The 25,290-nt window shown below is 65.2% G+C and carries 17 protein-coding genes; 9 read left to right on the top strand and 8 right to left on the bottom strand.

Annotated elements, in window-relative coordinates; all coding sequences use genetic code 11:
* Window positions 1-27: 27 nt before the first annotated feature.
* Genes AC0MAZ_RS18775 through AC0MAZ_RS18765 form a run of 3 tightly spaced genes read right to left on the bottom strand, consistent with a single transcriptional unit; the run spans window position 28 to window position 2,566 of the window.
* Window positions 28-1,128, bottom strand: a complete 1,101-nt coding sequence (locus tag AC0MAZ_RS18775; protein WP_475858829.1) for a hypothetical protein — start codon at window positions 1,126-1,128, stop codon at window positions 28-30.
* Window positions 1,129-1,154: 26 nt separating this feature from the next.
* On the bottom strand, window positions 1,155-1,787 hold the full coding sequence (locus AC0MAZ_RS18770; protein ID WP_232855540.1) for a LysE family translocator: 633 nt from the start codon (window positions 1,785-1,787) through the stop codon (window positions 1,155-1,157).
* 2 nt (window positions 1,788-1,789) lie between these two features.
* Entirely contained in the window at window positions 1,790-2,566 is a 777-nt protein-coding gene (locus tag AC0MAZ_RS18765) for a YqcI/YcgG family protein (RefSeq protein ID WP_203652370.1), read from the bottom strand.
* 189 nt (window positions 2,567-2,755) lie between these two features.
* On the opposite strand from AC0MAZ_RS18765, the gene AC0MAZ_RS18760 reads away from it, so the two are divergent.
* Window positions 2,756-3,676: a LysR substrate-binding domain-containing protein gene (locus AC0MAZ_RS18760; protein ID WP_203652371.1), complete on the top strand. Its 921-nt coding sequence runs from the start codon at window positions 2,756-2,758 to the stop codon at window positions 3,674-3,676.
* Here the strand turns inward: AC0MAZ_RS18760 and AC0MAZ_RS18755 are convergent.
* Window positions 3,657-4,568, bottom strand: a complete 912-nt coding sequence (locus tag AC0MAZ_RS18755; RefSeq protein ID WP_203652372.1) for a LysR family transcriptional regulator — start codon at window positions 4,566-4,568, stop codon at window positions 3,657-3,659. The genes AC0MAZ_RS18760 and AC0MAZ_RS18755 overlap by 20 nt on opposite strands.
* Window positions 4,569-4,682: 114 nt before the next feature.
* Here AC0MAZ_RS18755 and AC0MAZ_RS18750 point away from each other — a divergent pair, with 114 nt between their 5' ends.
* The 8 genes from AC0MAZ_RS18750 (at window position 4,683) to AC0MAZ_RS18715 (ending at window position 20,661) form a co-directional block, all read left to right on the top strand.
* Window positions 4,683-5,888, top strand: a complete 1,206-nt coding sequence (locus AC0MAZ_RS18750; RefSeq protein WP_475858828.1) for an MFS transporter — start codon at window positions 4,683-4,685, stop codon at window positions 5,886-5,888.
* Between the two features lie 266 nt (window positions 5,889-6,154).
* A complete protein-coding gene (locus AC0MAZ_RS18745; protein ID WP_475858827.1) occupies window positions 6,155-8,515 on the top strand; it encodes a DNA polymerase II in 2,361 nt (786 codons plus the stop codon).
* A 77-nt stretch (window positions 8,516-8,592) separates the two neighbouring features.
* The gene (locus AC0MAZ_RS18740; RefSeq protein ID WP_475858826.1) at window positions 8,593-13,035 is read left to right on the top strand and encodes an NEL-type E3 ubiquitin ligase domain-containing protein; all 4,443 of its coding nucleotides are present in this window, start codon (window positions 8,593-8,595) and stop codon (window positions 13,033-13,035) included.
* A 94-nt stretch (window positions 13,036-13,129) separates the two neighbouring features.
* On the top strand, window positions 13,130-17,599 hold the full coding sequence (locus tag AC0MAZ_RS18735; protein WP_475858825.1) for an NEL-type E3 ubiquitin ligase domain-containing protein: 4,470 nt from the start codon (window positions 13,130-13,132) through the stop codon (window positions 17,597-17,599).
* A 205-nt stretch (window positions 17,600-17,804) separates the two neighbouring features.
* The gene (locus AC0MAZ_RS18730; RefSeq protein WP_203652377.1) at window positions 17,805-18,365 is read left to right on the top strand and encodes a DUF4174 domain-containing protein; all 561 of its coding nucleotides are present in this window, start codon (window positions 17,805-17,807) and stop codon (window positions 18,363-18,365) included.
* 167 nt (window positions 18,366-18,532) lie between these two features.
* Complete coding sequence (locus AC0MAZ_RS18725) at window positions 18,533-19,024, top strand: HvfA family oxazolone/thioamide-modified RiPP metallophore (protein WP_110733818.1); 492 nt, start codon at window positions 18,533-18,535, stop codon at window positions 19,022-19,024.
* Window positions 19,025-19,118: 94 nt separating this feature from the next.
* Window positions 19,119-19,952: an HvfB family MNIO-type RiPP peptide maturase gene (locus AC0MAZ_RS18720; RefSeq protein WP_475858824.1), complete on the top strand. Its 834-nt coding sequence runs from the start codon at window positions 19,119-19,121 to the stop codon at window positions 19,950-19,952.
* Window positions 19,945-20,661 (top strand): HvfC family RiPP maturation protein, encoded by a 717-nt coding sequence (locus tag AC0MAZ_RS18715; protein WP_232855532.1) that lies wholly within the window; start codon window positions 19,945-19,947, stop codon window positions 20,659-20,661. Before AC0MAZ_RS18720 ends, AC0MAZ_RS18715 begins: the two co-directional genes overlap by 8 nt.
* Before the next feature lie 41 nt (window positions 20,662-20,702).
* Here the strand turns inward: AC0MAZ_RS18715 and AC0MAZ_RS18710 are convergent, their stop codons facing one another.
* The 4 genes from AC0MAZ_RS18710 to AC0MAZ_RS18695 form a co-directional block, all read right to left on the bottom strand.
* Entirely contained in the window at window positions 20,703-21,947 is a 1,245-nt protein-coding gene (locus AC0MAZ_RS18710) for a saccharopine dehydrogenase family protein (protein WP_475858823.1), read from the bottom strand.
* Window positions 21,948-21,977: 30 nt separating this feature from the next.
* Window positions 21,978-23,075: a carboxynorspermidine decarboxylase gene (gene nspC, locus AC0MAZ_RS18705; RefSeq protein ID WP_232855531.1), complete on the bottom strand. Its 1,098-nt coding sequence runs from the start codon at window positions 23,073-23,075 to the stop codon at window positions 21,978-21,980.
* A gap of 344 nt (window positions 23,076-23,419) precedes the next feature.
* Window positions 23,420-24,034: a TetR family transcriptional regulator C-terminal domain-containing protein gene (locus AC0MAZ_RS18700; protein WP_267812638.1), complete on the bottom strand. Its 615-nt coding sequence runs from the start codon at window positions 24,032-24,034 to the stop codon at window positions 23,420-23,422.
* A gap of 334 nt (window positions 24,035-24,368) precedes the next feature.
* Window positions 24,369-25,283 (bottom strand): pyridoxal-phosphate dependent enzyme, encoded by a 915-nt coding sequence (locus tag AC0MAZ_RS18695; RefSeq protein WP_203652382.1) that lies wholly within the window; start codon window positions 25,281-25,283, stop codon window positions 24,369-24,371.
* Window positions 25,284-25,290: the final 7 nt, after the last annotated feature.

Here is a 25,290-nt window from a genome sequence, read left to right as displayed (position 1 = left end):
GTTCCCCGAAAGCCCGGCGTGCGGCCATCAGACCAGCTTGATCGGCGCGACCTTGCGCAGGGCCTGTCTTTCCTGGGCCAGCCCCAGCTTGGCGGTGATCACCTTGGCCAGCGTGTTGTTACCCAAATCATTGAAGTGCAGGCGGTCGACGAACAGGTGCTCGGCGAACACCGGCGAACTGCTGAGCATGCTGTTCATGTCGTAGCAGGGGACCGGGTCGGCCTGGCTCTTGATGCGACGGAAGAAGGCCATGTGCAACTGGCTGTCGAAGGTGTCGCCGAGCAAACGGTCGAAATTCGACGGCTGACGCTCAAGCTTGCCGAGCATGGCCTGTTCCGCCTTGGGCAATGCCTCGCGGCACCAGGGCAGCAGCGGCTGCAGGATGAAGGTGAGGGTGGTGTGGCCGTCTGCCAGCAGGCGGTCCCATTGGCGCAGGGTGCGGCCCACGGCAGCGGCGGCGCGGATCAGGCGCTTGTCCGGACTCGATAGCGGTTCCACCTGCGGCCAGTGTGCTTCCCGGGCCGGCGCCAGGAGCTGGCCCAGGCGTTGCCAGAATGATTCGCGGCGCGCTTCGCCTGGCGTTTGCACGCCTTCGTTGAAGCGGTTGAGGAAATCCTGGTAGGCCTGCGCCCGGTGCGGGTCCTGCGCGCCGGACAACACCTCGGCGAGGGCCTCCTGGGCCAGCGTGTTCAGGCCGCTGAGCACCACCACGTGACCGATCTGGCCGAAACGGTGCTGGTGGGTGAGGAACATCAGCAATTCCTGGGTGGCGTTCAGGCCGCAACCGGCAAGGCTCAGCCAGATCTCGCCAGTCAGTACCGACAGGTACGAGGCCACGGTGTGCTCGTCGGAACTGGCACCGATGCCCATGGCGGTGGAGCCGCCCACCAGCAGGTTGACCCGCGCCGCGCCACCGCGCTCGGCCACCGAGAAGCGCTTGCCGGCGCAATGGCTGTAGCGCATGCCCAGGGCATCGGTGTTGATGGTGCCGGAGCGATAGCCGCGCTCGTGCACGTACAGCGTGTGCGGCGCGCGGCGGCTGCCCAACTGCAGGAAGCGCTGGTAGTCCTGCGCCAGGGGGTCGGGCGTGCCCATGCTGCCGGTGGCGGCGGGGTCGATCGGGGTCATGGGCGCTCCTTCTTTTGGGGGTTGGCTCAGGCGGCCAGCTCCTTGAGGTTGTAGGCCAGGCCGACGCCGGCGATCAGCAGCAGGGCGACCCCCGAGGCCAGGCTGATCACACGGTTGCTGCGCGGCGAGGCGATCTTGCCGATGGCGAAGATGTACAGGCTGAGCACGGCGAAATCGATGGCGATCCACAGCAGCGACAGCACCACCATGCTCTTGCCGAACGACTCGGTGATCTGGATGAACTGTGGGAAGAAGGCGATGAAGAAGATGATGTCCTTGGGGTTGGAGATGCCGACCATGAAGCCCTGCAACAGGCCGCCACGACCCGGCTGCGCGCTGGCCGATGGCTGCGGGGCACTGTCGACCGGTGCTTGCAGCGCCTCGCGCAGGGTGCCAAGGGCGATGTAGCCGATGAACAGGCAGCCCAGCAGGCTCATGCCGCTGAGCCAGGCCTTGTCGATGGCCGCGCTGGTCAGGATGATCCAGGCGGCCGCGCCGATCAGCACCAGTGACGCCCAGTTGGTGCCGACCGCGGTGAACAGGGCCTTGCGCGAGCCCGAGGCGGCGGCGGTGTTGACGATCAGGGCCACCACCGGGCCGGGCGTGGCGATCAGCAGCAGGACGGTGAGGGCGTAGGTGGCGGTCAGTGCGGTATTCACGATCAGTTCTCGGTGAGGGTTGCAGCGGTTGCATGGGCATGGAACGGGCAGCGCGCCGGGCTCGGCGAGCCGGGCTCCTGCAGTTGGTACTGCTTCCATTCGAAGTTGTCGTCCTGGCCAAAGAAGCCCAGGGTGTCGGGCATCACCCCGTCGTTGTAGTGGCGCACCCGTTCGCGGATGCGTGCGCGGATGCGCTGGCCGCTTTCGGTGCTGGCGCTGGCGACCTCGTCGAAGCTTTCCCGCGGGTTGATGACGAAGGCGATGTGCCGGCCCAGGTTGCGGCTTTTCATCAAGCGGTGGGCGGGGAAGCTCATGTTGATGAACAGCGGCATGCCGGCGAAGCAGAATGACCAGCGCGTGTCGTGCGGGTCCTGCGGGACCTCTTCGGGCCAGGGCTGCGGGTCGCGTGCATGGACCTGGTTCAGCACATCCCAGGCCAGTGTCTGTTGCGCCTGCAGCGTTGTGTCGGGCGCCGTCTCGAGGAACACCAGCAGCGGGTTGCCGATGCGCTGCTTGAGCGGAATCGGCTCGATGGTGCGGATGTAGTCACCCAGGCCCCGGGCAATATCGTCGGCCAGCCGTTCGGCACGGGCGAAGACGATGTGGCAGGTGCGCGCGTTGACCGCCTTGCGTCCGAACAGGCACGGGAAGTCGGGGTTGGCGAGGGTTTCCTTGAAGTGTTCTATGGTCTTGTGCGTCCAGTGGTGGCGGTTCTGGACATGTTCATCGGCGAGCTCCAGCGCATCCAGGCGGTAGCAGTTTCCATAACCCGTAAACATGATTTCCCCAGGCATATCCGTATGCAGTGTTTAGTAGGACTTCTCGTTCAATAGATCGTTTTCATTACAACTCGGCAGGTTTGCTATATTTAATTGTTATTTACCGGCATTTTCCGAGATGGTTCCCGCGTTGTAAAACGCCTGGATCTATGACCTACTATTAGCTTCACTCATGCTCTGGAAGGCGCCATGTCGGAACGGATTCAAGCCTTGCACGCCTTGCGCGCCTTCGAAGTGGCCTCGCGTTACGGCTCCTTTACCCGCGCGGCCCAGGAGCTGGCCCTGACCCAGGGCGCGGTCAGCCACCACATCAAGACCCTCGAAGCCCTGTTCGGCTGCGACCTGTTCGAACGCCGCGGCCCCAAGCTGCGCCTGACCGAGCACGGCCGGCTGCTGGCCCAGGAGCTCAAGGTCGGTTTCAAGATCATCGAAAACGCCTGCGCGCTGCTGCGCCAGGACCGCTATGGCGTGCGCCTCAAGGCACCTTCCACGCTTACCGTGCGCTGGCTGCTTCGGGCCCTGGACGGCTTCAAGCGGGTCGACAACAGCTGCTCGGTGCAGTTGTCGAGCGTGTGGATGGACATCGACGCGGTGGACTTCTATTCCGAACCCTATGACTGCGCCATCCTGCTCGGCAACGGGCGCTTTGCGGCAGACGTGGAGAGCCTGAAGCTGTTCGATGAATGGCTGATCCCGGTGTGCCACCCGAGCTACCTCGAGCAGGCCCGGCCGGAGCTGTCGGTGCTCTCCAGCTGTGAATTCCTCCACCCCTCGCCGGACCGGCGTGACTGGCGGCGCTGGCTGGCGCGCATGGACGCGCTGGACATCAGCATCGACCAGGGCCAGGTGTTCGATACCCTCGACCAAGGCATCTCGGCCGCCCAGCAGGGGCTGGGCATCTCGGTGGTCGACCTGGTGCTGGCCAGCGCCGACCTGGCCGCGGGCAACCTGGTCACGCCGTTCCCCCACGCGGTGGCCACTGGCGATGGCTACTACATGACCTGGCTCAAGGCCAGCCCCAAGGCCCACCAGATGCACAAGCTGCGCGACTACCTGGTGGCGCAGGTGCCGGGGTTGTCGCACAAGGACATCAGCTACCTGTACGGCTGAGGTCGGTGGCCGGCAGCACCCGTTCGAGCATGAAGTCGATGAACACCCGCAGCTTGGGCGGCATCTGCCGCCCCGATGGCCACAGCAGGTAGAAGCTGCCGCGCCGCTCCATGAAACTTTCGAGCACGCTCACCAGTCTGCCGGCCGCCAGTTCCTTGCGCACGCTGAAGTCCGGCAGGCAGGTGATGCCGCGGTGGTTGAGGGCAAAACAGATGCGCGTCTCGACATGGTTGCAGACCATCGAGATGGGGATCGTGTAGTCCTGCTCGGGGTGCTCCCGGCGCAGCGGCCAGGTTTCCAGCTTGCCGCTGCTGGGGAAGCGGTAGTGCAGGCAGCTGTGCCCGGCCAGTTCGCGGGGATGCTGCGGCGTGCCGCGCTCGCGCAGGTATTCGGGGGAGGCCACCAGGCGATGCTGGAAGTGCCCGAGGAACTTGGCGTTGAGCCGCGAGTCCAGCGGCTGGCCACCGCGCATCACCACGTCGAAGCCCTCGCCGACGATATCCACCATGCGGTCGCTGAAGTCCAGGTCCAGTTCGATCTCGGGGTAGCGCGCCATGAACTCGGCCAGCGCCGGCATCACCAGCCCGGTCACCTGCGGCAGGCTGACCCGCAGGCGCCCGCGGGGCGCGCCGCTGGCCTGGGAGAGTTCCTGCTCGGTGGCTTCGATCTCGGCGAGGATGCGCCGGCTGCGTTCGAGGAACAGTGTGCCCTCGGCGGTCAGGGTGATGCTCCGCGTGCTGCGGTGGAACAGGCGCACGCCCAGGCGTTCCTCCAGCCGTGCCACGCGCTTGCCCACGGCGGACGCACTGATCCCCAGCGACTGGCCGGCGGCGACGAAACTGCGGGTTTCGGCGACCCGGTTGAAGACCATGAAACCGCTGAGGCTGTCCATGTTGCACTCCGATTGCGGACATCGATGTCCTGACTGATCGGAATTGTACCCGGCTTTTTCCGCAATGCCCCAGCGGCGCACCATGCCTGCCTTGATCGATAGCCGGAGACAACCATGCATTCACCTTCCCCGACGGCGAGCGTCGCCGCATCCCCCGCCAGCGCCGTACGCCTGCCCCTGAGCGGCCTGCTGGCCCTGGCCCTGACCGGCTTCATCGCCATCCTCAGCGAAACCTTGCCGGCCGGCCTGCTCGACCAGATCGCGGACGGCATGCAGATCAGCCAGGCCATGGCCGGGCAGTGGGTCACGGCCTATGCCCTGGGCTCGCTGCTCACCGCCATTCCACTGGTGACCCTGACCCAGGGCTGGTGGCGGCGCCGCGCGCTGTTGCTGGCCATCGCTGGCTTCATTCTGTTCAACGGCCTCACCGCACTGTCCTCTGACAACACCCTGACAATGTGCCTGCGCTTTCTCACGGGCGCCGCCGCCGGCCTGGCCTGGGGCCTGATCGCCGGCCATGCGCGGCGCATGGTGGCGCCGGCCCAGCAGGGCAAGGCCATGGCGGTGGCGATGCTCGGGCAACCCATCGCGCTGTCGCTGGGCCTGCCTATCGGCACCTGGCTCGGCGCCTGGTTGGGTTGGCGCGCGGCCTTCGTGGTGGTCACGGTCGCGGCGTTGCTGCTGATCGTCTGGGTGGTGCGGGCGGTGCCGGATTTCCCCGGCCAGGCCGCCGGCAAGCGCCCCGCGGCGCTGGTGGTGCTGCGCACGCCGGGCGTGGCGCGGGTGTTGCTGGTGATCCTGGCTTGGATCCTCGGCCACAACATCCTCTACACCTACATCGTGCCGCTGCTGGCGGCGGCGGGCATGGCGGCCGAGGTGGGCCAGGTGCTGATGACCTTCGGCCTGGCCTCGCTGGCCGGCATCGTGCTGGTGGGCCTGGGTGTCGACCGTCATCTGCGCGGGCTGGTGTTGCTGTGCCTGGCCGGGTTCGCCCTGGCAACCCTGGCCTTGGGGCAGGCACGGGGCGCTGCCTGGCTGGTGCATGTCAGCGTGGCGCTGTGGGGGATGACCTACGGCGGTGCGCCGACGCTGTTGCAGACCGCCTGCGCCGATGCGGCGGGCGAGGGCGGCGATGTGGCGCAGTCGATGCTGGTGACGGTGTGGAACAGCGCGATCGCCCTGGGCGGGATCATTGGCGGGCTGCTGCTGGTCGGCGCCGGGGTCGGGTCGTTTGGCGCGGTGGTGCTGGGGCTGGTGGCGCTGGCGTGGCTGCTGGTGTTGAGCGGGCGGCGGACCGGGTTCGTCGCGGGCGCACGTTAGCCCGGGGGAACGCAAGCGTGTAGGAGCGGCCTTGTGCCGCGAAAGGGCCGCGAAGCGGCCCCGGCGATCTTCCATCAACACTGAGATCCTGGGGCTGCTACGCAGCCCTTTCGCGGCACAAGGCCGCTCCTACAAGGGGCAGGGCATGGCTGGGCGTGGGAGCGGGCTTGCCTCGCGATGGGGCCAGGCCTGGAAACACCCCTTTATGCCAGGAGGAACGGTACAATCCGCCTATATGAGAAAAGCAGCGATCCGAGGTCCCCGCAGTGCCGTTGCAACAAGGCTTCGTCCTGACCCGCCACTGGCATGACACGCCCGAAGGCACCTGCGTGGAGTTCTGGCTGGCCACCGACCAGGGCCCACGGCGCCTGCGCCTGGCCGCCCAGCCCTCGGTGGCGTTCATTCCCGCGGCACAGGCTGCCCACGCCCGGGCGCTGCTGGCCGACGAACAGGGCGTCGAACTCAAGCCGCTGCAACTGCGCGACTTCGATCTGCGCCCGGTGATGGGCCTGTACTGCCGCCAGCACCGCCAGCTGATCGCCTTGGAAAAGCGCCTGCGCGCCGCCGGTGTCGAGGTGTTCGAAGCCGACATCCGCCCCCCGGAGCGCTACCTGATGGAGCGCTTCATCACCGCCCCGGTGCGCTTCGATGGCCGCCCCGACAACCAGGGCGTCCTGCACGATGCCCAGCTCAAGCCCGACCCGGACTACCGCCCGCCGTTGCGCCTGGTGTCGCTGGACATCGAGACCAGCGAACGCGGCGAGCTCTACAGCATCGCCCTGGAAGGCTGCGGCCAGCGCCAGGTCTACATGCTTGGCCCGGCCAACGGCGAGGCGGGCGAGTTGGACTTCGACCTGCATTACTGCGCCGATCGCGCCGAGCTGATCGTCTGCCTCAACCAGTGGCTGGTCCGCCACGACCCCGATGCGATCATCGGCTGGAACCTGGTGCAGTTCGACCTGCGCCTGCTGCATGAGCACGCCCAGCGCCTCAATGTGCCGCTGTGCCTGGGCCGCGACGGCGCGCCAATGCACCTGCGCGAGCATGGCAGCCGCAGCCACTTCTTCGCCGAGGCCCCGGGCCGATTGCTGATCGACGGCATCGAGGCCTTGCGCTCGGCGACCTGGAGCTTCCCCTCGTTCAGCCTGGAGAGCGTCGCGCAGCAGTTGCTGGGCGAGGGCAAGGCCATCGATACACCGTACCAGCGCATGGACGAGATCAACCGCCGCTTCGCCGAGGACAAGCCGGCCCTGGCCCGCTACAACCTCAAGGACTGCGAACTGGTGACGCGGATCTTCGCCCATACCCGCTTGCTGGACTTCCTCCTCGAACGCGCCTCGGTCACCGGCCTGGCCGTGGACCGCAGCGGCGGGTCGGTGGCCGCGTTCTGCCACCTGTACATCCCGTACATGCACCGCCTGGGCTATGTCGCGCCGAACCTCGTCGGCGGCGAGGGCGAGGCCAGCCCGGGCGGTTTCGTCATGGACTCACGGCCCGGGCTGTACGACTCGGTGCTGGTGCTTGACTACAAGAGCCTGTACCCCTCGATCATCCGCACCTTCCTGATCGACCCGGTGGGCCTGGTCGAGGGCCTGCGCCAGCCGGATGACGCGCACTCGGTGGAGGGCTTTCGCGGTGGCCGTTTCTCGCGCAGCCAGCATTGCCTGCCGGCGATTGTCGAGCGCGTCTGGCAGGGGCGCGAGGCGGCCAAGCGCGCAGGCAACGCGGCGCTTTCGCAGGCACTGAAGATCATCATGAACGCCTTCTACGGCGTGCTCGGCTCCAGTGGCTGCCGCTTCTTCGACCCGCGCCTGGCCTCGTCGATCACCCTGCGCGGGCACCAGATCATGCGCCAGACCCGGGCGCTGATCGAGGCGCGGGGCTTTGATGTGATCTATGGCGACACCGACTCCACCTTCGTCTGGCTCAAGGACGCCCACGACGAGGACGCCGCAGCGCGCATTGGCCGCGAACTGGTGGCCGAGGTCAACCAGTGGTGGCAGCGGCACCTGGCCGACACCCTGGGCCTGGAAAGCGCCCTGGAGCTGCAGTACGAAATCCACTACCGGCGTTTTCTCATGCCGACCATCCGTGGTACCGACGAGGGCAGCAAGAAACGCTACGCCGGTCTGGTGCGCCGCGCCGATGGCAGCGAGGAGATGGTCTACAAGGGCCTGGAGTCGGTGCGCACCGACTGGTCGCCGCTGGCTCGCCAGTTTCAGCAGGAACTCTATGGCCGGGTGTTCCGGGGCCAGCCGTACCGGGACTACGTGCGCGGCTACGTCGAACGCACGCTGGCCGGTGAGCAGGATGAACTGCTGATCTACCGCAAGCGCTTGCGCAGGCCGTTGGCCGACTACCAGCGAAACGTCCCGCCGCATGTGCGCGCAGCAAGGTTGGCGGACGAGTACAACAGCCGTCTCGGGCGGCCCCTGCAGTACCAGCGCGGCGGCTGGATCAGCTACCTGATCACCACCGCCGGCCCGCAGCCGCTGGAGAACCTGCAGGCGCCGATCGACTACCAGCACTACCTCAGCCGCCAGCTGCAGCCGGTGGCGGATGCCATCCTGCCGTTCGTCAACGATGACTTCACCCGCCTGACCGATCGCCAACTGCTGCTGTTCTGAGTGGGTGGTAGCTATCTAATCATTGCTAGCGCCTCGCTTTGCCTAGCCTCGGGCCTCCACGCACTATGGAGGTCAGCATGCAGAGCAGTAACCAGCAGCCATCGGTTGCAGTCGATAGCCTGGCCGTGGCCCAGGCCTACCAGGACCAACTGATCGCCAAACGGCTGCCAGCCTGGGTCACGCGGTTGAGCGAGTCCGAGTTCACGCTGCTCGGTGATGCCCTGCGCAGGCTCCTGGACTGCGAGCAAAAGCTTTCGGCCGCGTTTGCCCGGATCAGGCATATCGATGTCTTCAGCAAGCCATTGCTGCAACAGGCGCTCCAAGCTCACGGCAATCTTGACCCCGCGGCTATGTACTTTCGGCGTTGGTATGTCTATGAGGCAAACACGGTCAGCTACCTGGCAGGTCGTGTGCTCGTTCCGGACAGCGACTACTACGATATGCCGGTGCTGGAGTCCGCGCTCTACAACTTCACTGAATCCGAGTGTTGGCAACAGCCTCGGCGCAATGCCGTGGTCGATGGCAAAGGCGTTCGTCAGCCGGGGTTGTCCGCGTTGACCCTGGCCAGACTGTGTCGAGCGCTAGACATGGGGCAGCAGTATCAGGATCACCTTGACTCGGTTCTGCTTGCAGGCACCGACGCATACAGTGTCAAGACACTGCTGGCGCAGTTCCTGCGCAGCAGCATGCTTGCCGACGCCTTGCAGGCCAAGGCGCAGGGAGGGCTGAGCGAGGCCGAGCTGCAATTGGTGATCGGGCTGTGCCGGGATGACAAGCTTGGCAGTCTGGAGGGTACGCCGGTCCATGCCCGGCAACTGAAGATCTTCGGTTGCCCGGTGCAGCGTGTCGTTGTGCTGGATGTCATCGATGAGGGGTGGGTCTTCAATACCAGCAAGCGAGTGCTGGTGTACGTGCCGGGCGACCCACTGGGCGCCTGGAGCGTCAGTGACGATCTTGAGGAGTATGCGCGTCGCGTGCTGGGGCAGCGACTGCGCAAGGATGACTACCGTCGTTTCTTCAGCCGTTTCGTGCGCCGTCGTGACAGCCACCGGGTCTTTACGGCGGTCAGCGAGCGCCTGGATGACGTGGCGGGCTGGGCGACCCGGGATCTCGATGAGCAGACCACAGGCTACCGGCTGCCGCTGTTTGATCATCTGGCAGACGCCTGGATTGCACAGATCAAGGACGATGCCGCAATGATCGCCCCGCCCGTGGCGCAACTGGACCGTCAGGTGCAGGCCGAACACGACAGGCGCCTGCGCTCCGAAGGCTGGATGTTGCTGACCGTGGCCGGCCTGTTCGTGCCATTGCTTGGCGCGGCGCTGGCGGCGCTGATGGTCTACGAGTTGCTGCGCGAGTCCTTTCAAGCCATCGACGACTGGCGCAACGACGAGCGTGATGCCGCCCTCGAGCACTGGCTGAACGTTGGCAAGGGCGTGGTGACGCTGGCTGCGGCTGCCGCAACCGTCACCGTGGTTCGCCGCGGCTGGAGCAAAGTGGACCGCTTGGTCTCGGCGCGGCTGGACGATGGCAGTGAAAAACTGTGGAACGGTGATCTGCAGCCCTACCGCGGCGAAGGGCCGCCGAGTGACGCGGTCATCGACGAACAGGGTATCCACCGGCATCGAGCGAGCCGCTGGGTCGAGATGCAGGGGCACTGGTATCGGGTCGGCCAGGACCGTGCTGGCCAGCCTTGGCGACTATTGCCTTATCGCGGACACCGCCCGCAGCTGCGTCACAACGATGCCGGGGCTTGGCGGCTCTGGCACGAGCAACCGGCCGAGTGGAGCGGTTCGCACATGATGTTTCGCCGGCTGGGCAGGCCGTTCAGTTCGCTCGATGAACAGCAGATCGACCAGGTCATGGCCATTCACGATTTGCAGGAAGATCACCTGCGGGCCTTGCATGTCTATGACCGGCGCCCGGATGCGGCAGTGACCGATACGGCCAGCCGCATCCTGCTGGCCAGCCGCATCGGGGAACTGGCTCAGCAGTTGCGCAGTGGCGCGGCCGTCACCGACGCCACGCTGCTTCGGCGCGCACGCGGTCTGCCTGGGGCAAAGGGGCAGGACGGTCAGTCCCTGGCCGATGTGGTATGGCGTCAGCGCCGTGTCCTGCTGCAGCAATGGTATGACTCGGATTTTCCCGATACCGAAGCCAGTTCGATCCTGCGCGGCAGTTTCGCCAGTCTGCACCGTCTGGCGGCAGATGAAGTCTGGCGTACGGCCAGTGCCGATGACCAGGCTGCATTGCTGGATACGCGGCGGGTGCCGTTGTCCATGGCCCAGTCGGCCAGGCGCCAGGTCATGGGCATCCGTATGGCGCGCGTGTACGAGGCGCTGCTATTCGATACGCCGCAGACACTGGACCTCGGACGGGTCGTCCTGAATCTGCTCGGCCGATTGCAGGGGGCTGCGACCAGGCCCGGCTGGCGGCTGTACGATGGCGATGCAGACCAGCCGTTGGTGAGCATCGCGGGGCGTGGAACACCTTTCGATCTGATCCACCGCAATGGCGTGTTCAGCTGTCGTGTGGCAGGCGCTGAGCCCTTGGCGACCGAGGGCGAGCTGTTCGACATCCTGGGCAAAGCCTACGGTAATGAGCAGTGGGCCTCGCTGGGTCTTGACGAACCCCATGCGCCCGCATTGCGCGCACGACTGGCGGCGGATGCCGGCAGCCTGCGGACCCTGATCGCGACCTGGCTGGGCGCGGATCAGCCAAACGGTGCGTTTCTGGCCCCGTTGCCGCTTGGTGACGGCAGGGTAGGCTATCCGTTGAGCGGTGGCAGATTCTGGGCGACCATGGGTCAGCGCCCGCCGCGGGCCCTTCAGGCACGGCTGCGAGACCTCTATCCGGCGTTCAGCGACGAGCAGATCGGGCGATGGCTTCAAGGAGAGGACGCACAGGCGCGCCTGGACGCGTTGGAGCAACAATACAACGTACTGAACAACCACCTGAACCAGTGGGTTCGAGGTGCATTTCCCACATTCGAACTGTTGGCCCGGCGTGCCTTTCGCAAGGGTCTGATCGACTGCTGGCGCTGGTTGGTACCGGAACTGGAAGGCGGCCTGGCGGAGTCGCAACGCTACATGTTGTTCCAGGTCCGCAGTCGGCTGCAGCGCTTGCCGAGCATCCCGTCGTCCGTCAGCTTCCCCCATATCTCGATTCTCGGGCTGCATGACATGCGCCTGGAGTCGATTCCGGATGACTTTCTGCGGGCATTTCCCAATTTGCGCAGCCTGGAGATCACCCACTGTCGGCTCAGGCGCCTGCCCCTGCCGGAAACCCTCACTGGGCAGCTGGAGGTGCTCGACCTGTCGGGCAACCAGATCGCCCTGGATGAGGGGCAAGCCCTGGTCCTGGCCAGTTGCCAGTCGCTGGTGTATCTCAACCTCTCGTTCAATCCACTGGGCAGGAGTTTTTCGGTCTTCGGCATGCCCAGGCTCAATGCCTTGCACCTTCAAGCCAGCCAGCTGGACACCTTTCCCTACGGCGTCATGGACAGCCCGGAGCTGCACACACTGGACCTCAGGGACAACGCGCTTTACGACTTGCCTGAGGATTTTCACCAGTCGAATCTGTGGCGGGTGGGCAGGGTGAACCTGCGTGGCAACCTGTTCGCCGCAGCGCCGGAGTCTTTGAGTCGATGGCATTGGCTGGAAGCCAGTCGCGTGCCTTACCGCCTGCGTTGGCTGGATGTCGTGCCGGTCGAAAGGCGTGACGAGATGTCTGCCCTGTGGACGCAACTGGAAGCGGAGCAGGGTTCTGCCGACTTTTTCAATACGCTGGCCGCGCTGACTTCATCGGGTAACTTCAAGTCGGCGCCATTGGCCAGGAACTTCGCGGTGCGCCTGTTGGACATGTTCGAATTCATGAGCCGAGACCCTGTGCTCAAGCGGGAGTTGTTCGACAACGCAGCCGTGACTGATTGCCAGGACAACGCAACGATTCGCTTCACAGACCTCGAACTGCGTGTACGGGTGTGGCGGGCGCGACACAGCGAACTGGCACGTCAGCCGGAACAGGCGCTGCTGCACCTGGGTGGGCAGCTCTGGCGGATGAACGTGCTGGATCAGTTCGCGGCTGAGCATGCGCTCAGGGCGGGCGCGAGCAGCGAGTCGATCGAGTTCGCGCTGGCCTATCGCATTGCGTTGCGCAGCAAGCTCGACCTGCCGATCCAGCAGGATGACATGCTCTATTTTGGCATTCCCAACCTCACTCCCTGGGACCTGCACAATGCCACGCATGCGGTCATCGCCGAGCAATCGGCGAACAACCTGGCCCAGTACCTGGCCAGGCAACCATACTGGCAGGACTACTTGCGGGCCAACTACGCCCGCAGGCTCAGGGTGCCATCAGGTATGCATGAAGAGCTGCAGCGGCTCATGGAACTTGGCGACAGGGACCAGGAGATCGCGCGCCTGCATATCGACAACCAGCAACGGGAGCATGAGGTGATGCTGCAGTTGACCCGCGAAGCCATGGGCCGGGCCAGGACAATATCGCTGGGCGCTTCATGAGCAAACTGGAATGCGTGAAGGTGGTAATTAGCTAGCGCCAGGCAAGCCGATGCGTCGGATAGGCTCCTATACCTTTGCGAGCCGGAGCAACGACATGAACAGCGCAGTCAAAAGGTCAGCAGGAAGCATTGATACGCTGGCCATGGAGCAGGCCTACCAGGACCAACTGATCGCCCGGCGCCTGCCGCCGTGGCTGAGTGGCCTGAACCCGGCACAGTTCGCCGTGCTGGGCGAGGCGCTCAAGACCAGCCTGCGCTGTCGTCAGGGATTGAGCATGGCGCTGACGCGGATCCAGGCTATCGACCAGTTTGCCAGGCCGCTGTTGCAGCAAGCGCTGGGCGACCGCCATGGTGTCGTCCAGCCCGTCGATGACTTGTCTTTTCGCCGACAGTATTTCCACTTTGCCAACGAACCTGGCCTGATTGCCGGCCGCTATCCACTTCAGGGGTCGAGTAACTACGAGATCCCTTTGCTCGAAGCGGCCCTGTGCAACTTCACGGCGCAAGAAGCTGGCGCCAACGGACAGCCGCGGCACAGTGCGGTGGTCGACGAAGCGGGGCAGGTCCTGTCTGGCGTGGACGCCAAGGGCTTTGCCAGCTTGTGTCGGACGCTCGACCTGGGCGCACAGTATCAACGCCATCTCGACGAAGTGCTGGGGTCGGATGTCGCCGGGCAGAACGTCAAGGTGCTGCTCAGGCAATCACAGCAGGCCAACCTGCTGATCGATGCCTGCAAGGCCAGGGTCGAAGGCGTGCTGAGTGATGCCGAACTGGCCTTGATCATTGGCCTCTATCACGATGGGAAACCGGGCACGCTTGCCGGTGCCCCGGTGATCGCCAAACAGATGAAAGCATTCGGTTGCGAGCTGCAGCAGATCGTCGTGCTGGATGTGATCGACAAGGGCTGGTTGCGCGATACCAGCAAGCGCGTGCTGGTGTACATCCCAGACGACCCCCACGGCCCCTGGAGTGCCCGTGACGACCTGGAGGACTTTGCCCGGCGAGTGCTGGGCAAGCGCCTGCGCAAGGTCGAATACCAGCGCTTCTTCGCACGCTTTGTGCGCAGGCGTGACTGCCAGGTGTTCTTCTCAAGTGTCCAGCAGCGTGTGGGTAATCTGGCCGACTGGGCGACCCGAGACCTGGACGAGCACATGCATGCCTACCCAGGCCCATTGTTCGAGCATCTGGCCAGCGCCCGTATCGCCCAGATCAAGGACGACGCCGCGATGATCGCGCCACCCGTGGCCCGGCTTGATCGGGCGTTGCAGGCCGAGCACGACAAGCGCCTGGCGGCCGAAGGCTGGACCTTGCTTGGCCTGGCCGGTTTGTTCATACCCCAGGTCGGTATCGCGTTGCTGGCGGTGATGGCCTGGGATCTGTTGAAGGAGACCTTCCAGGCCGTCGAGGACTGGCGCGAAGGCGACACCAATGCCGCCCTGGATCACCTGTTGACGGTAGGCAAGAGTACCGCGCTGGTTGGGGCGACGGTGGCCGGGGTGGTGGTGCTGCGTCGAGCCTGGAGCCTGGTGGACGAACTGCTGCCGGCACGGCTGGAGGATGGCAGCGAGAAACTGTGGAGCGGCGACCTCACGCCCTTTCGCAGTGACGCGCCGCCTGCCGCCGCGCAAGTGGACGAGCAGGGCGTCTATCAGTTGGGCAACCAGCGCTGGATCCGCATGGAGGGGCACTACTACCCGGTGCGCCTGCGGGCGAGTGACGAGCAATGGCAGTTGTGCCCGCACCAGGGCCACGGGCCATTGCTGCGCCATAACGACGCTGGCGCCTGGCGGCTGTGGAGCGAGTCGCCGAGCGAGTGGGATAACCGACACAGGATGTTTCGCCGGTTGGGCGGTGCGTTCGAGCGCCTGGACGATGCGCAGGTAGACCAGGCCATGGCGATCCATGGGATGGATGCCGGACAACTGCGAGGTTTGCACGTGTATGGCAGGGCAGCGCAGGCGGAGTTGACCGATACGGTGGCGCGCATGGAGCTGGCCGAGCGGATCCGGGAGGTGACAACTCAACTGCGTGCAGGCGCCCAGGTGGTTGACCTGGCGGTGCTGGAAAAGGCCAGAGGCCTGCCGGGAGCCGGGGAGATGAGCGACCAGGCGTTGACCGGGCAACTGTGGCACGACCGCCGGATCGTGTTCCGACAGCTGTACGATGAGCAGAATGTCGATACCGAGTCCACCCAGCTTTTGCGACGGGACTTCGCCAGCCTGCATCGGCCGGCCGCGCAGACCTTGCTGCGCGAGGCCAGCGACAGCGACCGGCAACGGCTGCTCGATGAGCGCCGGGTACCAGTGGCAATGGCCCTGGCGGCCAGCACCCGGGTTCGGCGCATTCGCCTGGCCAGGGTGCTGGAGGCGTTGACCTTCGATACCCCGCAGAACCTCGATCTGGCCAGGGTGGTCCTGGCGCTGCTCGAAAAGATGCCTGGCGCGGCCACCGCACCGGCCTGGCGGCTTTACGATGGCGCCGCCAGCGAGCCATTGCTCAGCACCTCGGGCACGGGGCGAGAGCTGCAACTGGTGCATCGCACCGGTGTCTTCCAGCTTGCCGACCACGACGGCGCGGCCATCGGCCAGCCGGGTGAGCTGTTCGCGGTGCTGGCACAGGGTTACGACGCCGGTCAGCGGGCGGCGATGGGTATTGCTGAGCCGTTCGCCGAGTCCCTGCAGGCGGCGCTGGCCCGGCAGGCGTTGCAGCAACGTCAGTCCGTCGCGAGCGTACTGGGCCTGGATCGCGCACCGGTTTCGTTCATGGCCCCGCAACGGCTCGAGGACGGTCGCCTCGGTTATCCACTCAGCGGCTGGCGCCGCTGGTTGGGCATCAGCAACAACCGGCCGCGCGCATTGACGGCCAGACTGCGCGATCTGTATCCGGCGTACAGCGATACCCAGCTCCAGCAATGGCTCGAACAATTGCAGCAGAGCGGCCGGGATGCCGATACCACGCTGGGTGAACTGGAACAGCAGCATGCCCTGCTGCAGGAGACACTGACCACCTGGAAGCGCAAAGCGTTCGCTACGAGCGAATGGGAGGCGCGACGCGACCTGGGGCGCGGGTTGATGGACTGCTGGCGGTTCCTGGTTCCCGAGCAGGCCAATGGTGCGCTGCCGACCGGAGGCTACCTGCTGACCCAGACCCGCAGCCGCCTGCGGCAACTGCCGAGCCTACCTGCCCAGGTCAGTTTTCCCCATGTGTCGAGCCTGGCGCTGAGGGCCATGCGGCTGCGTGAGGTCCCGGACGCGTTCCTGCGGGCCTTCCCCAACTTGCGCACACTGGAGATTACCCACTGCAAGCTGCAGCAGTTGCCGTCAGCGCTCAACGAGCAGCTTGAAGTGCTCGACCTGTCCGGCAACCGCATCACCCTGGATGCCGAGCAAGAACGGATCCTGGCCAACTGCAGGGCGCTGATCTACCTGAACCTGTCGCACAACCCGCTGCGCAGTTCGTTTTCCGTCCGTGGCATGCCGCGCCTGAATGCCTTGTTGCTCAGCCGCACCGAGGCGACCGCCTTGCCCGACGGCGCACTGCAGGCCCCACGCTTGCATACTCTGGACCTCAGCGACAACGGTATCGAGGCGCTGCCCGAGGGCTTTCACCAGTCACATCTGTGGCGCGAGGGCAGGGTAAGGCTGTTCGGCAATCTACTGGCCGTGAGTGTGGACGCGATGGACACGTGGAACCCTGTTACGCAAACCCGGGTGCCCTATCAGTTGCGCTGGCTCGACCTGGTAGACGGGGACGTGCGAGATGACATGGCGGCGGTCTGGGTTCAGCTGGAGAGTGAGGTGAATTCCGCGGAATTCTTCAACCTGCTGGCCGAACTCACCGACTCCGCTGACTTTCACAGCGAGTTTGGCGCCCGCTACCTGGGCGCCCGGCTGTTGCGCATGCTGCAAGCGATGCAGGAGAGCCCGGCGTTGCGCGAGGAACTGTTCGCCAATTCGGCGGTGACCCGCTGCGAAGACAGCGCGACGTTCCGCTTCAGCGATCTGGAGGTACGCCTGAAGGTCTGGCAGGCCGAGCAGGGCACGCTGCCGGGCCAGCGCGAACAGGCCCTGCTGCACCTGGGCGGCCAGCTCTGGCGCCTGCAGCGACTCGACGAACTGGCCTGGACCCACGCCGAACTCATGCCCACCGCGGGCGTGGAGTCACTGGAGGTGGCGCTGGCCTATCGGATCGACCTGCGCGACGAGCTGGGCCTGCCGGTCGAGCTCAGCAACATGCTCTACCGTGGCGTGGCCAACCTCAAACCGGCAGACCTCGCCTGGGCGCGCAACTGGATCCGGGCGGCGCAGACCGAGAATGCGATCAGCGAGTGGATGGTGGGCCTGCGTTTCTGGCGGCAATACCTGGAAACGACCTTTGCCGAACGCCTGCGGGTTCCCCAGGCCGACCACGACACCCTGGACGACCTGCTGGCCCTGGATGCCCCGGAGGAGGCAATTGACCGCCTGCATGCACGGTTCCTGCGGCGCGAGCACGACACCCTGGTGGCGCTGACCCGCGAGGCGCTGGCCAGGAACGCGCTTAGCTGGCAGGTGCCGCTGCATTGACGGGCCTCACGGGCGCGGGCATTGAACTATGCTCAGCTCAGCCGTAGACGGTTTCCGGGAGGCAACGGCCAGTCAGGATGGATCCGGTAATGGCAAGTTACCTTTAGCCCAAGCACCGGTCTATCCGGGTGGTTTAGGCTCCCGCGTCGGATCTTTCTCCCTGATCCGCAGTCTTTGGTTTTATCGAGAGAATAAGGAGATGCCCATGCTCGTCCGGTTACTGACCCTCGCCACCTTGCTCGCCGTAGCAGGCCCCTTGTATGCCGCCGACAGCGACGCGCCCCTGGCCAAGGAACTGGGCAAGGCCAGGCCACTGGTGGTCATTGCCCCGAGTTCGGCCGACCCGACCCTACGCGGCCTGGAAGAGGCGCTGAAAGATCCCGCCACCCAGGCCGGATTCAAGGAGCGTGGCCTGGTGTTGTACAGCGTGGCCCAGATGATGGGTAAGCGTGAGGACAAGAACCTCGAGCAGCAGACCACCATGGCCCTGATCCGCGAGCTCAAGCTGGGCGCGAGCAAGGGCACCAAGGTGATCCTGGTGGGCAGGGACGGCGAGCGCCATATGCTCAAGGACGACGACAGCGGCGCGAAGCTCGACCCGCAGGTGATCTTCAAGGCGGTCGACGAACTGCCGGCCAGCGAGAAGGCGGTCATCGCTCCCGAGCCCGTCGCCGCCGCGCCCGCCGAGCCCAAGGCAAAGGACAGCAAGGCCAAGCCTGCGAAGCCCGCCAAACCTGCCGCACCACCCAAGCCGCTGGAGGACTGACACCTCTGCCACGGCCCTCTGCGTGATCAGGGGGCCGTTCGTGTATCTCTGTGTATCTGTGCCTCGCCGCGACCCACTGGCATACAAAACATCGCCTGCCTCGATACATCCGCGACACACCGCTGCGGCTCAATGGCTCCACTTTCCAACCACAGTGGAGCGACACCATGAAAACGACCCGTCAAACCCTCGGCCTGCTCGGCGCCACCCTGCTCGGCGGCATGGTCCTGGGCAACAGTGCCTTTGCCGTAGAACCCCTGGCCCAGGGCTACCAGCTGGCCGCCGCCAAGACCCCGGGCGAAGGTAAGTGCGGCGAGGGCAAGTGCGGTGCCGGCGGCAAGGCCACGCAGAGCGAAGGCAAATGCGGTGAAGGCAAGTGTGGCGCCAGCGCCAAGGCCGGAGCCGAGGGCAAGTGCGGTGAGGGCAAGTGTGGCGACGCCTCGTTCGCCCGCACCGACAGCAACCACGACGGCAAGGTCTCCCGCGAAGAGTTCCTGGCCGTGGCCAAGGACCGCGCGGCTGACTTTGACAAGATCGACCGCAATCACGACGGCTTCATCTCCGAGCAGGAGGCCCACGATCACCTGGCGGCGATCTACAAGGCCAACGGCAAGGCCATGCCTGATGGGCTGTTCAGCCACCTGACCGGCAAGTCCTGAAGCCTGTCGCGGGGCCAGCCCGCTCCCACGCATGACATTGTGGGAGCGGGCTGGCCCCGCGATGCCGTTCAACGCCCCACGGAGCCCTCCGATCATGCCCCAACCCCAATTGCACACCGGCCTCGGCCTGCGCCGTGGCCTGCTGTCCGACCTGCTGACGATGGAGGCGGGCGCGGTGGACTTTCTCGAGTGCGCCCCGGAAAACTGGATCGGCGTCGGCGGCGCCTTCGGCCAGGGCCTGGCGCGCCTGGCGGAACGCTTTCCCATCGCCTGCCATGGCCTGTCGTTGTCACTGGGCGGTACCGCGCCGCTGGACCGCAGGTTCCTCGAGCGCACCCGACAGTTCCTCGACCGCCACCAGGTGCGGATGTACAGCGAGCACCTGAGCTATTGCAGCGACGACGGCCATCTCTACGACCTGATGCCGATTCCCTTCACCGAAGAGGCCGTCCACCATGTGTCCGCACGCATCCGCCAGGTCCAGGACGTACTTGGCCGGCGCATCGCCGTGGAGAACATCAGCTATTACGCCGCGCCGTACCAGGCGATGCCCGAACTGGACTTCATCCGCGCCGTGCTTGACGAGGCCGACTGCGACCTGCTGCTGGATGTGAACAATGTCTTCGTCAATGCTTGCAACCACCGCTACGACGCACGGGTCTTCCTCGCCGGCCTGCCTCGCGAGCGGGTAGTGAGCATGCATGTGGCCGGTCATTACGACGAGGCACCGGACCTGAAAGTCGATACCCACGGCGCGCCGGTCAAGGAGGATGTCTGGGCGTTGTTCGCCGACGCCTGCCGACGCTTCGGGACGCAGCCCACCGTGCTAGAGCGCGACTTCAATTACCCGCCGCTGGCCGAACTGCTGGCTGAAACGGCGCGGATCCGCAGCCTGCAACGTGCCCACGGAGCGCCAGGCCATGACTGAGACCCTGCGCACCCAGCAGTTCACCCTGGCGCGCCACCTGCGCGACCCGGCCGCCAACCCACCGCCGCCCGGCATTGAGGCACGGCGCCTGAAGGTCTATCGCGAGCTGTTCTACGGCGCCATCGAAGGACTGCTGGCCGGTAGCTTCCCGGTGCTGTGCCGGACCCTGGGCGATCAGCGCTGGCATGCGCGGGTGCGTGATTTCTACGCCCATTACCGCAGCCAGACACCACTGTTCACCGAAGTAGCCGAGGCATTCCTCGACTACCTGCAGGGTATCGAGCCCGATACGCCCTGGCAGCTGGAACTGGCGCACCATGAATGGATCGAGGCGCAGCTGTACCTGAGCGATGCCGAGGATCCGCCGCACGATCCGGGCGGCGACTTGCTCGAAGGCGAGCCGCTGCTGTCGTGTGTGGCGCGGGTACTGGCCTACCGTTGGCCGGTGGAACGCATCGGCCCGGACCACCAGCCGAGCGAAGCGCCGGAGCAGCCTACCCTGTTGCTGGTCTACCGCGACGCCGACCTGCAGGTACGTTTCGCCCGCCTGGCGCCGCTGGCCTGGCAGCTGCTGATGGGCCTGCCCGGCACCGGCCGCGAGCGTTTGCGCGCGCTGGGCGATCAGCATCTGCAGCAGGGGTTGCACCTGCTGCATCAATTGCGCGAGCAGGGCATCATTGTCGGGACCGTGCAGCGCGCGGTGCCGTAAAAACAGAAGGGGCGCCATCTGGCGCCCCTTCGTCGTGCAGCTTAGGCTTCAGCGTCCCACGGACGATCGCCTTTTTCATCCTTGACGCGGGTCGGCAGGCCCATCACGTCCAGCGCCTTGAGGAACGGCTCGGCCGTCAGCTCCTCGACGTTGACCATGCGCCCGGCGTCCCACTCGCCACGGGCGACCAGCAGCGCGGCGGCCACCGGCGGCACGCCGGCGGTGTAGGAGATGCCCTGGCTGTCAGTCTCGGCGTAGGCTTCTTCGTGATCAGCCACGTTGTAGATGAACACTTCGCGCGGCTGGCCATCCTTGGTGCCCTTGACCAGGTCACCGATACAGGTCTTGCCGGTGTAGCCCGGGGCCAGCGAGGCCGGATCCGGCAGCACGGCCTTGACCACTTTCAGCGGCACCACTTCCAGGCCTTCGGCGGTCTTGACCGGTTGCTCGGAAAGCAGGCCGAGGTTCTTCAGCACGGTGAACACGTTGATGTAGTGCTCGCCGAAGCTCATCCAGAAACGTACGTTTGGCACGTTCAGGTTCTTCGAGATCGAGTGCACCTCGTCGTGGCCGGTCAGGTACAGGTTCTGCGAACCCACCACCGGCAGGTCGTCGGTACGCTTGACTTCGAACATGGTGTTGCTGGTCCACTGGCTGTTCTGCCAGCTCCACACCTGCCCGGTGAACTCGCGGAAGTTGATTTCCGGGTCGAAGTTGGTGGCGAAGTACTTGCCGTGGGAACCGGCATTGACGTCGAGGATGTCGATCGAATCAATGCGGTCGAAATACTGCTGCTGCGCGAGTTTCGCGTAGCTGTTCACCACACCCGGGTCGAAGCCGACACCGAGAATGGCGGTAATGTTCTTCTGCTGGCATTCCTCGAGGTGTTTCCACTCGTAGTTGCCATACCAGGGCGGGGTTTCGCAGATCTTGCCCGGTTCTTCGTGAATCGCGGTGTCAAGATAAGCGACACCGGTATCGATGCAGGCGCGCAGCACCGACATGTTGAGGAAGGCGGAACCAACGTTGATCACGATCTGCGATTCGGTCTCGCGGATCAGTGCCTTGGTCGCCTCGACATCGAGGGCGTTGAGCGAGAAGGCCTGGATGTCGGCGGGTACCTTGAGGCTACCCTTGGCCTTGACGCTGTCGATGATGGCCTGGCATTTGGAGATGTTCCGTGACGCAATCGCAATACGACCCAGTTCGTCGTTATGCTGTGCGCACTTGTGGGCCACCACCTTGGCGACACCTCCTGCACCAATGATAAGAACGTTCTTCTTCAATTCAGCTTCTCTCCTTCATGAAAGCCTGTCTTACGACAGGCTCGAAACGTAGTCGTCGAACCCAAACTCGCGCACCACCTCGACGCTGCCGTCGAGCTGCTTGACCGCGATGGACGGCATTTTCAGACCGTTGAACCAGTTTTTCTTGACCATGGTGTAACCGGCGGTGTCGACGAACGACAGGCGGTCACCGATCTGCAGCGGCTTGTCGAACTGATACTCGCCGAAGATATCGCCGGCCAGGCACGACTTGCCGCAGACCATGTAGGTGTGCGCGCCGTCGTTGGGCGCCATCTTGGCGTTGAGGCGATAGATCAGCAGGTCGAGCAGGTGCGCCTCGATCGAGCTGTCGACCACGGCCAGGTGCTTGCCGTTGTACAGGGTGTCGAGCACGGTCACTTCCAGCGAGGCGCTGTTGGTGATGGCCGCTTCGCCCGGCTCCAGGTAGACCTGCACGCCATATTTTTCCGAGAAGGCTTTCAGGCGCGCGCAGAACGCGTCCACCGCGTAGTCTTCGCCGGTGAAATGGATGCCGCCACCGAGGCTGACCCACTCCACCTTGTGCAGGAGGTGGCCGAAGCGCTCCTCGATGTGCGTGAGCATCTTGTCGAACAGGCCGAAGTCGCCGTTCTCGCAGTTGTTGTGGAACATGAAGCCGGAGATCTTCTCGATCACCTTCTCGATCTTTTCCGGGTCCCACTCGCCCAGGCGGCTGAATGGGCGCGCAGGGTCGGCCAGCAGGTAGTCGGAGCTGCTCACCTGCGGGTTGACGCGCAGGCCGCGCACCTTGCCCTCGGATTGCTCGGAAAAGCGCTCGAGCTGGCCGATGGAGTTGAAGATGATCTTGTCGCAGTTCTCGAGCATCTCTTCGACTTCATCGTCGGCCCAGGCCACGCTGTAGGCGTGGGTCTCGCCGGCGAATTTCTGGCGGCCGAGCTTGAGCTCGTACAGCGAGGAGGAAGTGGTGCCGTCCATGTACTGCTGCATCAGGTCGAACACCGACCAGGTGGCGAAGCACTTGAGGGCGAGCAGGGCCTTGGCCCCGGACTGCTGGCGCACATAGGCAATCTTTTCCATGTTGCCCAGCAGTTTCTGTTTATCGATGAGGTAGTACGGCGTCTTGATCATTTAAAGGCCCCCGGCCAGGCCGGCCAAAAAAAGGACACGCATTGTGCCTTCACTTGCCGCGCTACGAAAGGGCGCGAGACGCATTTCGTCCGAGTTGCGCTGCTCTTCGTTAGCGAAGCGCCATCAGGCCCGCGGCTGTGCCGTCCCTGGTGCCGGACCGGTCCGCGCCGCAATGGCCGACCGACAGCCTTTTCCTGCTGGGGCAACAGCAAGTTGAACAAACGAATGTGACTATCGTAATCGGCTGTTCCCGGGCGCAGGGAGAATCCGATGAGCGCGGGAAGAGAGCGATCATTCAATGCATTGCAGGTAAGATAGTCGTTATATTTTTATTGATATAGCGATCAGGCGATCCTGCCCAAAGGCCATGGTTCCGGGCGCAGGCTGCGCAGCAGAAGGTCGGACTGGGCCTGGGTGGATGCATGGGTCGGCTTGATCTGCCCCGAGCTGCCGGGGGCCATGCCGAAGCGGAAGGTCGCCAGCGACGTGGACCAGAGGAACAGCAGCAGATGCTCTGGCGCGGTCCGCACGATCAGCCCCCGGTCCATCCACTGCGCCAGACAGGCCAGGGTCTGCCGGGCACTCTGCTGCAGCAGCTCGGCGCGCTCGCCTGGCAGTTGCCGGGCGCCATGCAGCATTTCCTTGAGCCATACCCGCACGGCACCGGGATGACGCCGCGCCACTTCGGCCTTGGCCTTGAAGTAGCGGGGCAGGGCCTGCTCGGGGTGAGCGTCCGGCACCAGGCTGCGCGCGGCGCGTAGCAGCGGCTCCATCACCAGGTCGAGCACGGCTGCGTAAAGCAGGCGCTTGTTGCGAAAGTAATAGAACACATTGGCCCGGGGCAGGCCGGCGCGGGCGGCGATGTCATCGACCCGGGCGGCGGCGAAGCCGTGGTGGGCGAACTCTTCGCTGGCGGCAGCAAGGATCAGTTGCAGGTTGCGGTCACGGATACTGGGCATGGCAAACATGTACTTCTGAATCGATATGTTCAAAAGTATATAGCGGTGGCGTGCTCGCCGATAGCAGCACGGATTCCTGTGCGCAGATCACCCAGCCCTTCGGGCTACGCTGTCGCGCAGGGAACTGTTATCCCTGTGGGAGCGGGTTCACCCGCGAACACCGGCGCAGCCGGTGCCATACACCGCGCTGGATGCTTCGCGGCGGTGCGGCGGTTCGATAAACCCGCTCCCACAAGGCCAAGCTAAATCAATGGGTTGCGTGTTGTTCCATAGGAGCGGGCTTGCCCTGGATCAAAAATTAGGTTTTGTTCCAGCAGAACGGGTCTGTGTCGAATCAGCAGGTCGCTCGCCAAGCGCGGATCTGCTCCAGCGTGGCGGTGGCGCCGCCGCAGACGATCACCAGCACATTGCCGTAGGCCGCCATGGCCTCGGGGTGTTCGAGCAGGGCCAGCGCGGCGCCGCAGGCCGGCTCCACCAGCAGGCGATGGTCGCGCAGCAGCCGCTCGCAGGCGTCGAGGGCTTCGCGGTCACTGACCAGGTGGCTGAGCACCGGCTGCTGGCGGGTGCAGGCCAGCGCCTGCTCGGCGACCCGCTTGGCGCCCAGCGAAGTGGCCACCGAGGCGATGCGCGGCAGTTCCACGGTATGCCCGGCGGCCATGGCGGCGTGCAGCGACGCCGCGCCGTCGGTCTCCACCGCCAGTACCGGTACGTCGTGCCAGCCGTTGCGCTGCAAGCCCTCGACCACCCCGCAGAGCAGGCCGCCGCCGCCAACCGAAAGCACCACCGCGTCGGGCTTGAAACCTGCTGCGGCGACTTCGTCGATCATGCTGGCGTGGCCGGTCCACAGCAGCGGATCGTCGAACGGGTGGATGAAGGCGTCGTCCGCGCCGACCAGGGTCTGGGCGTGCTCATTGGCTTCCTGCCAGGAACTGCCGCGCACGACCACGCTGGCGTCTTCCAGGCGTAGCAGTTCCCTGGCCCGCTCGGTGGTGGTCTCGGGCACCACCACGGTCACCGGCACACCGAGTTTGCGCCCGGCATAGGCCACCGCCAGGCCGGCGTTGCCGCCGGACGACGAGACGAAATGCCGGGCACCGCGGGCATGGTGGACCTCGCAGGCATGGCCGACGCCGCGCAGCTTGAACGAGCCGCACGGTTGCAGGGCTTCGAGCTTGAGCCACACCGGGCGGCCGGCGCTCAGGGACAGCGGGCGGGATTCGATCAGTGGGGTAGGAATGTGCAGCGGCATGATGGGC

The sequence above is a fragment of the Pseudomonas sp. A genome, from assembly GCF_056270345.1.
Note: the sequence above shows the minus strand (reverse complement) of the source record. Positions and strands in the feature narration are given on the sequence as shown.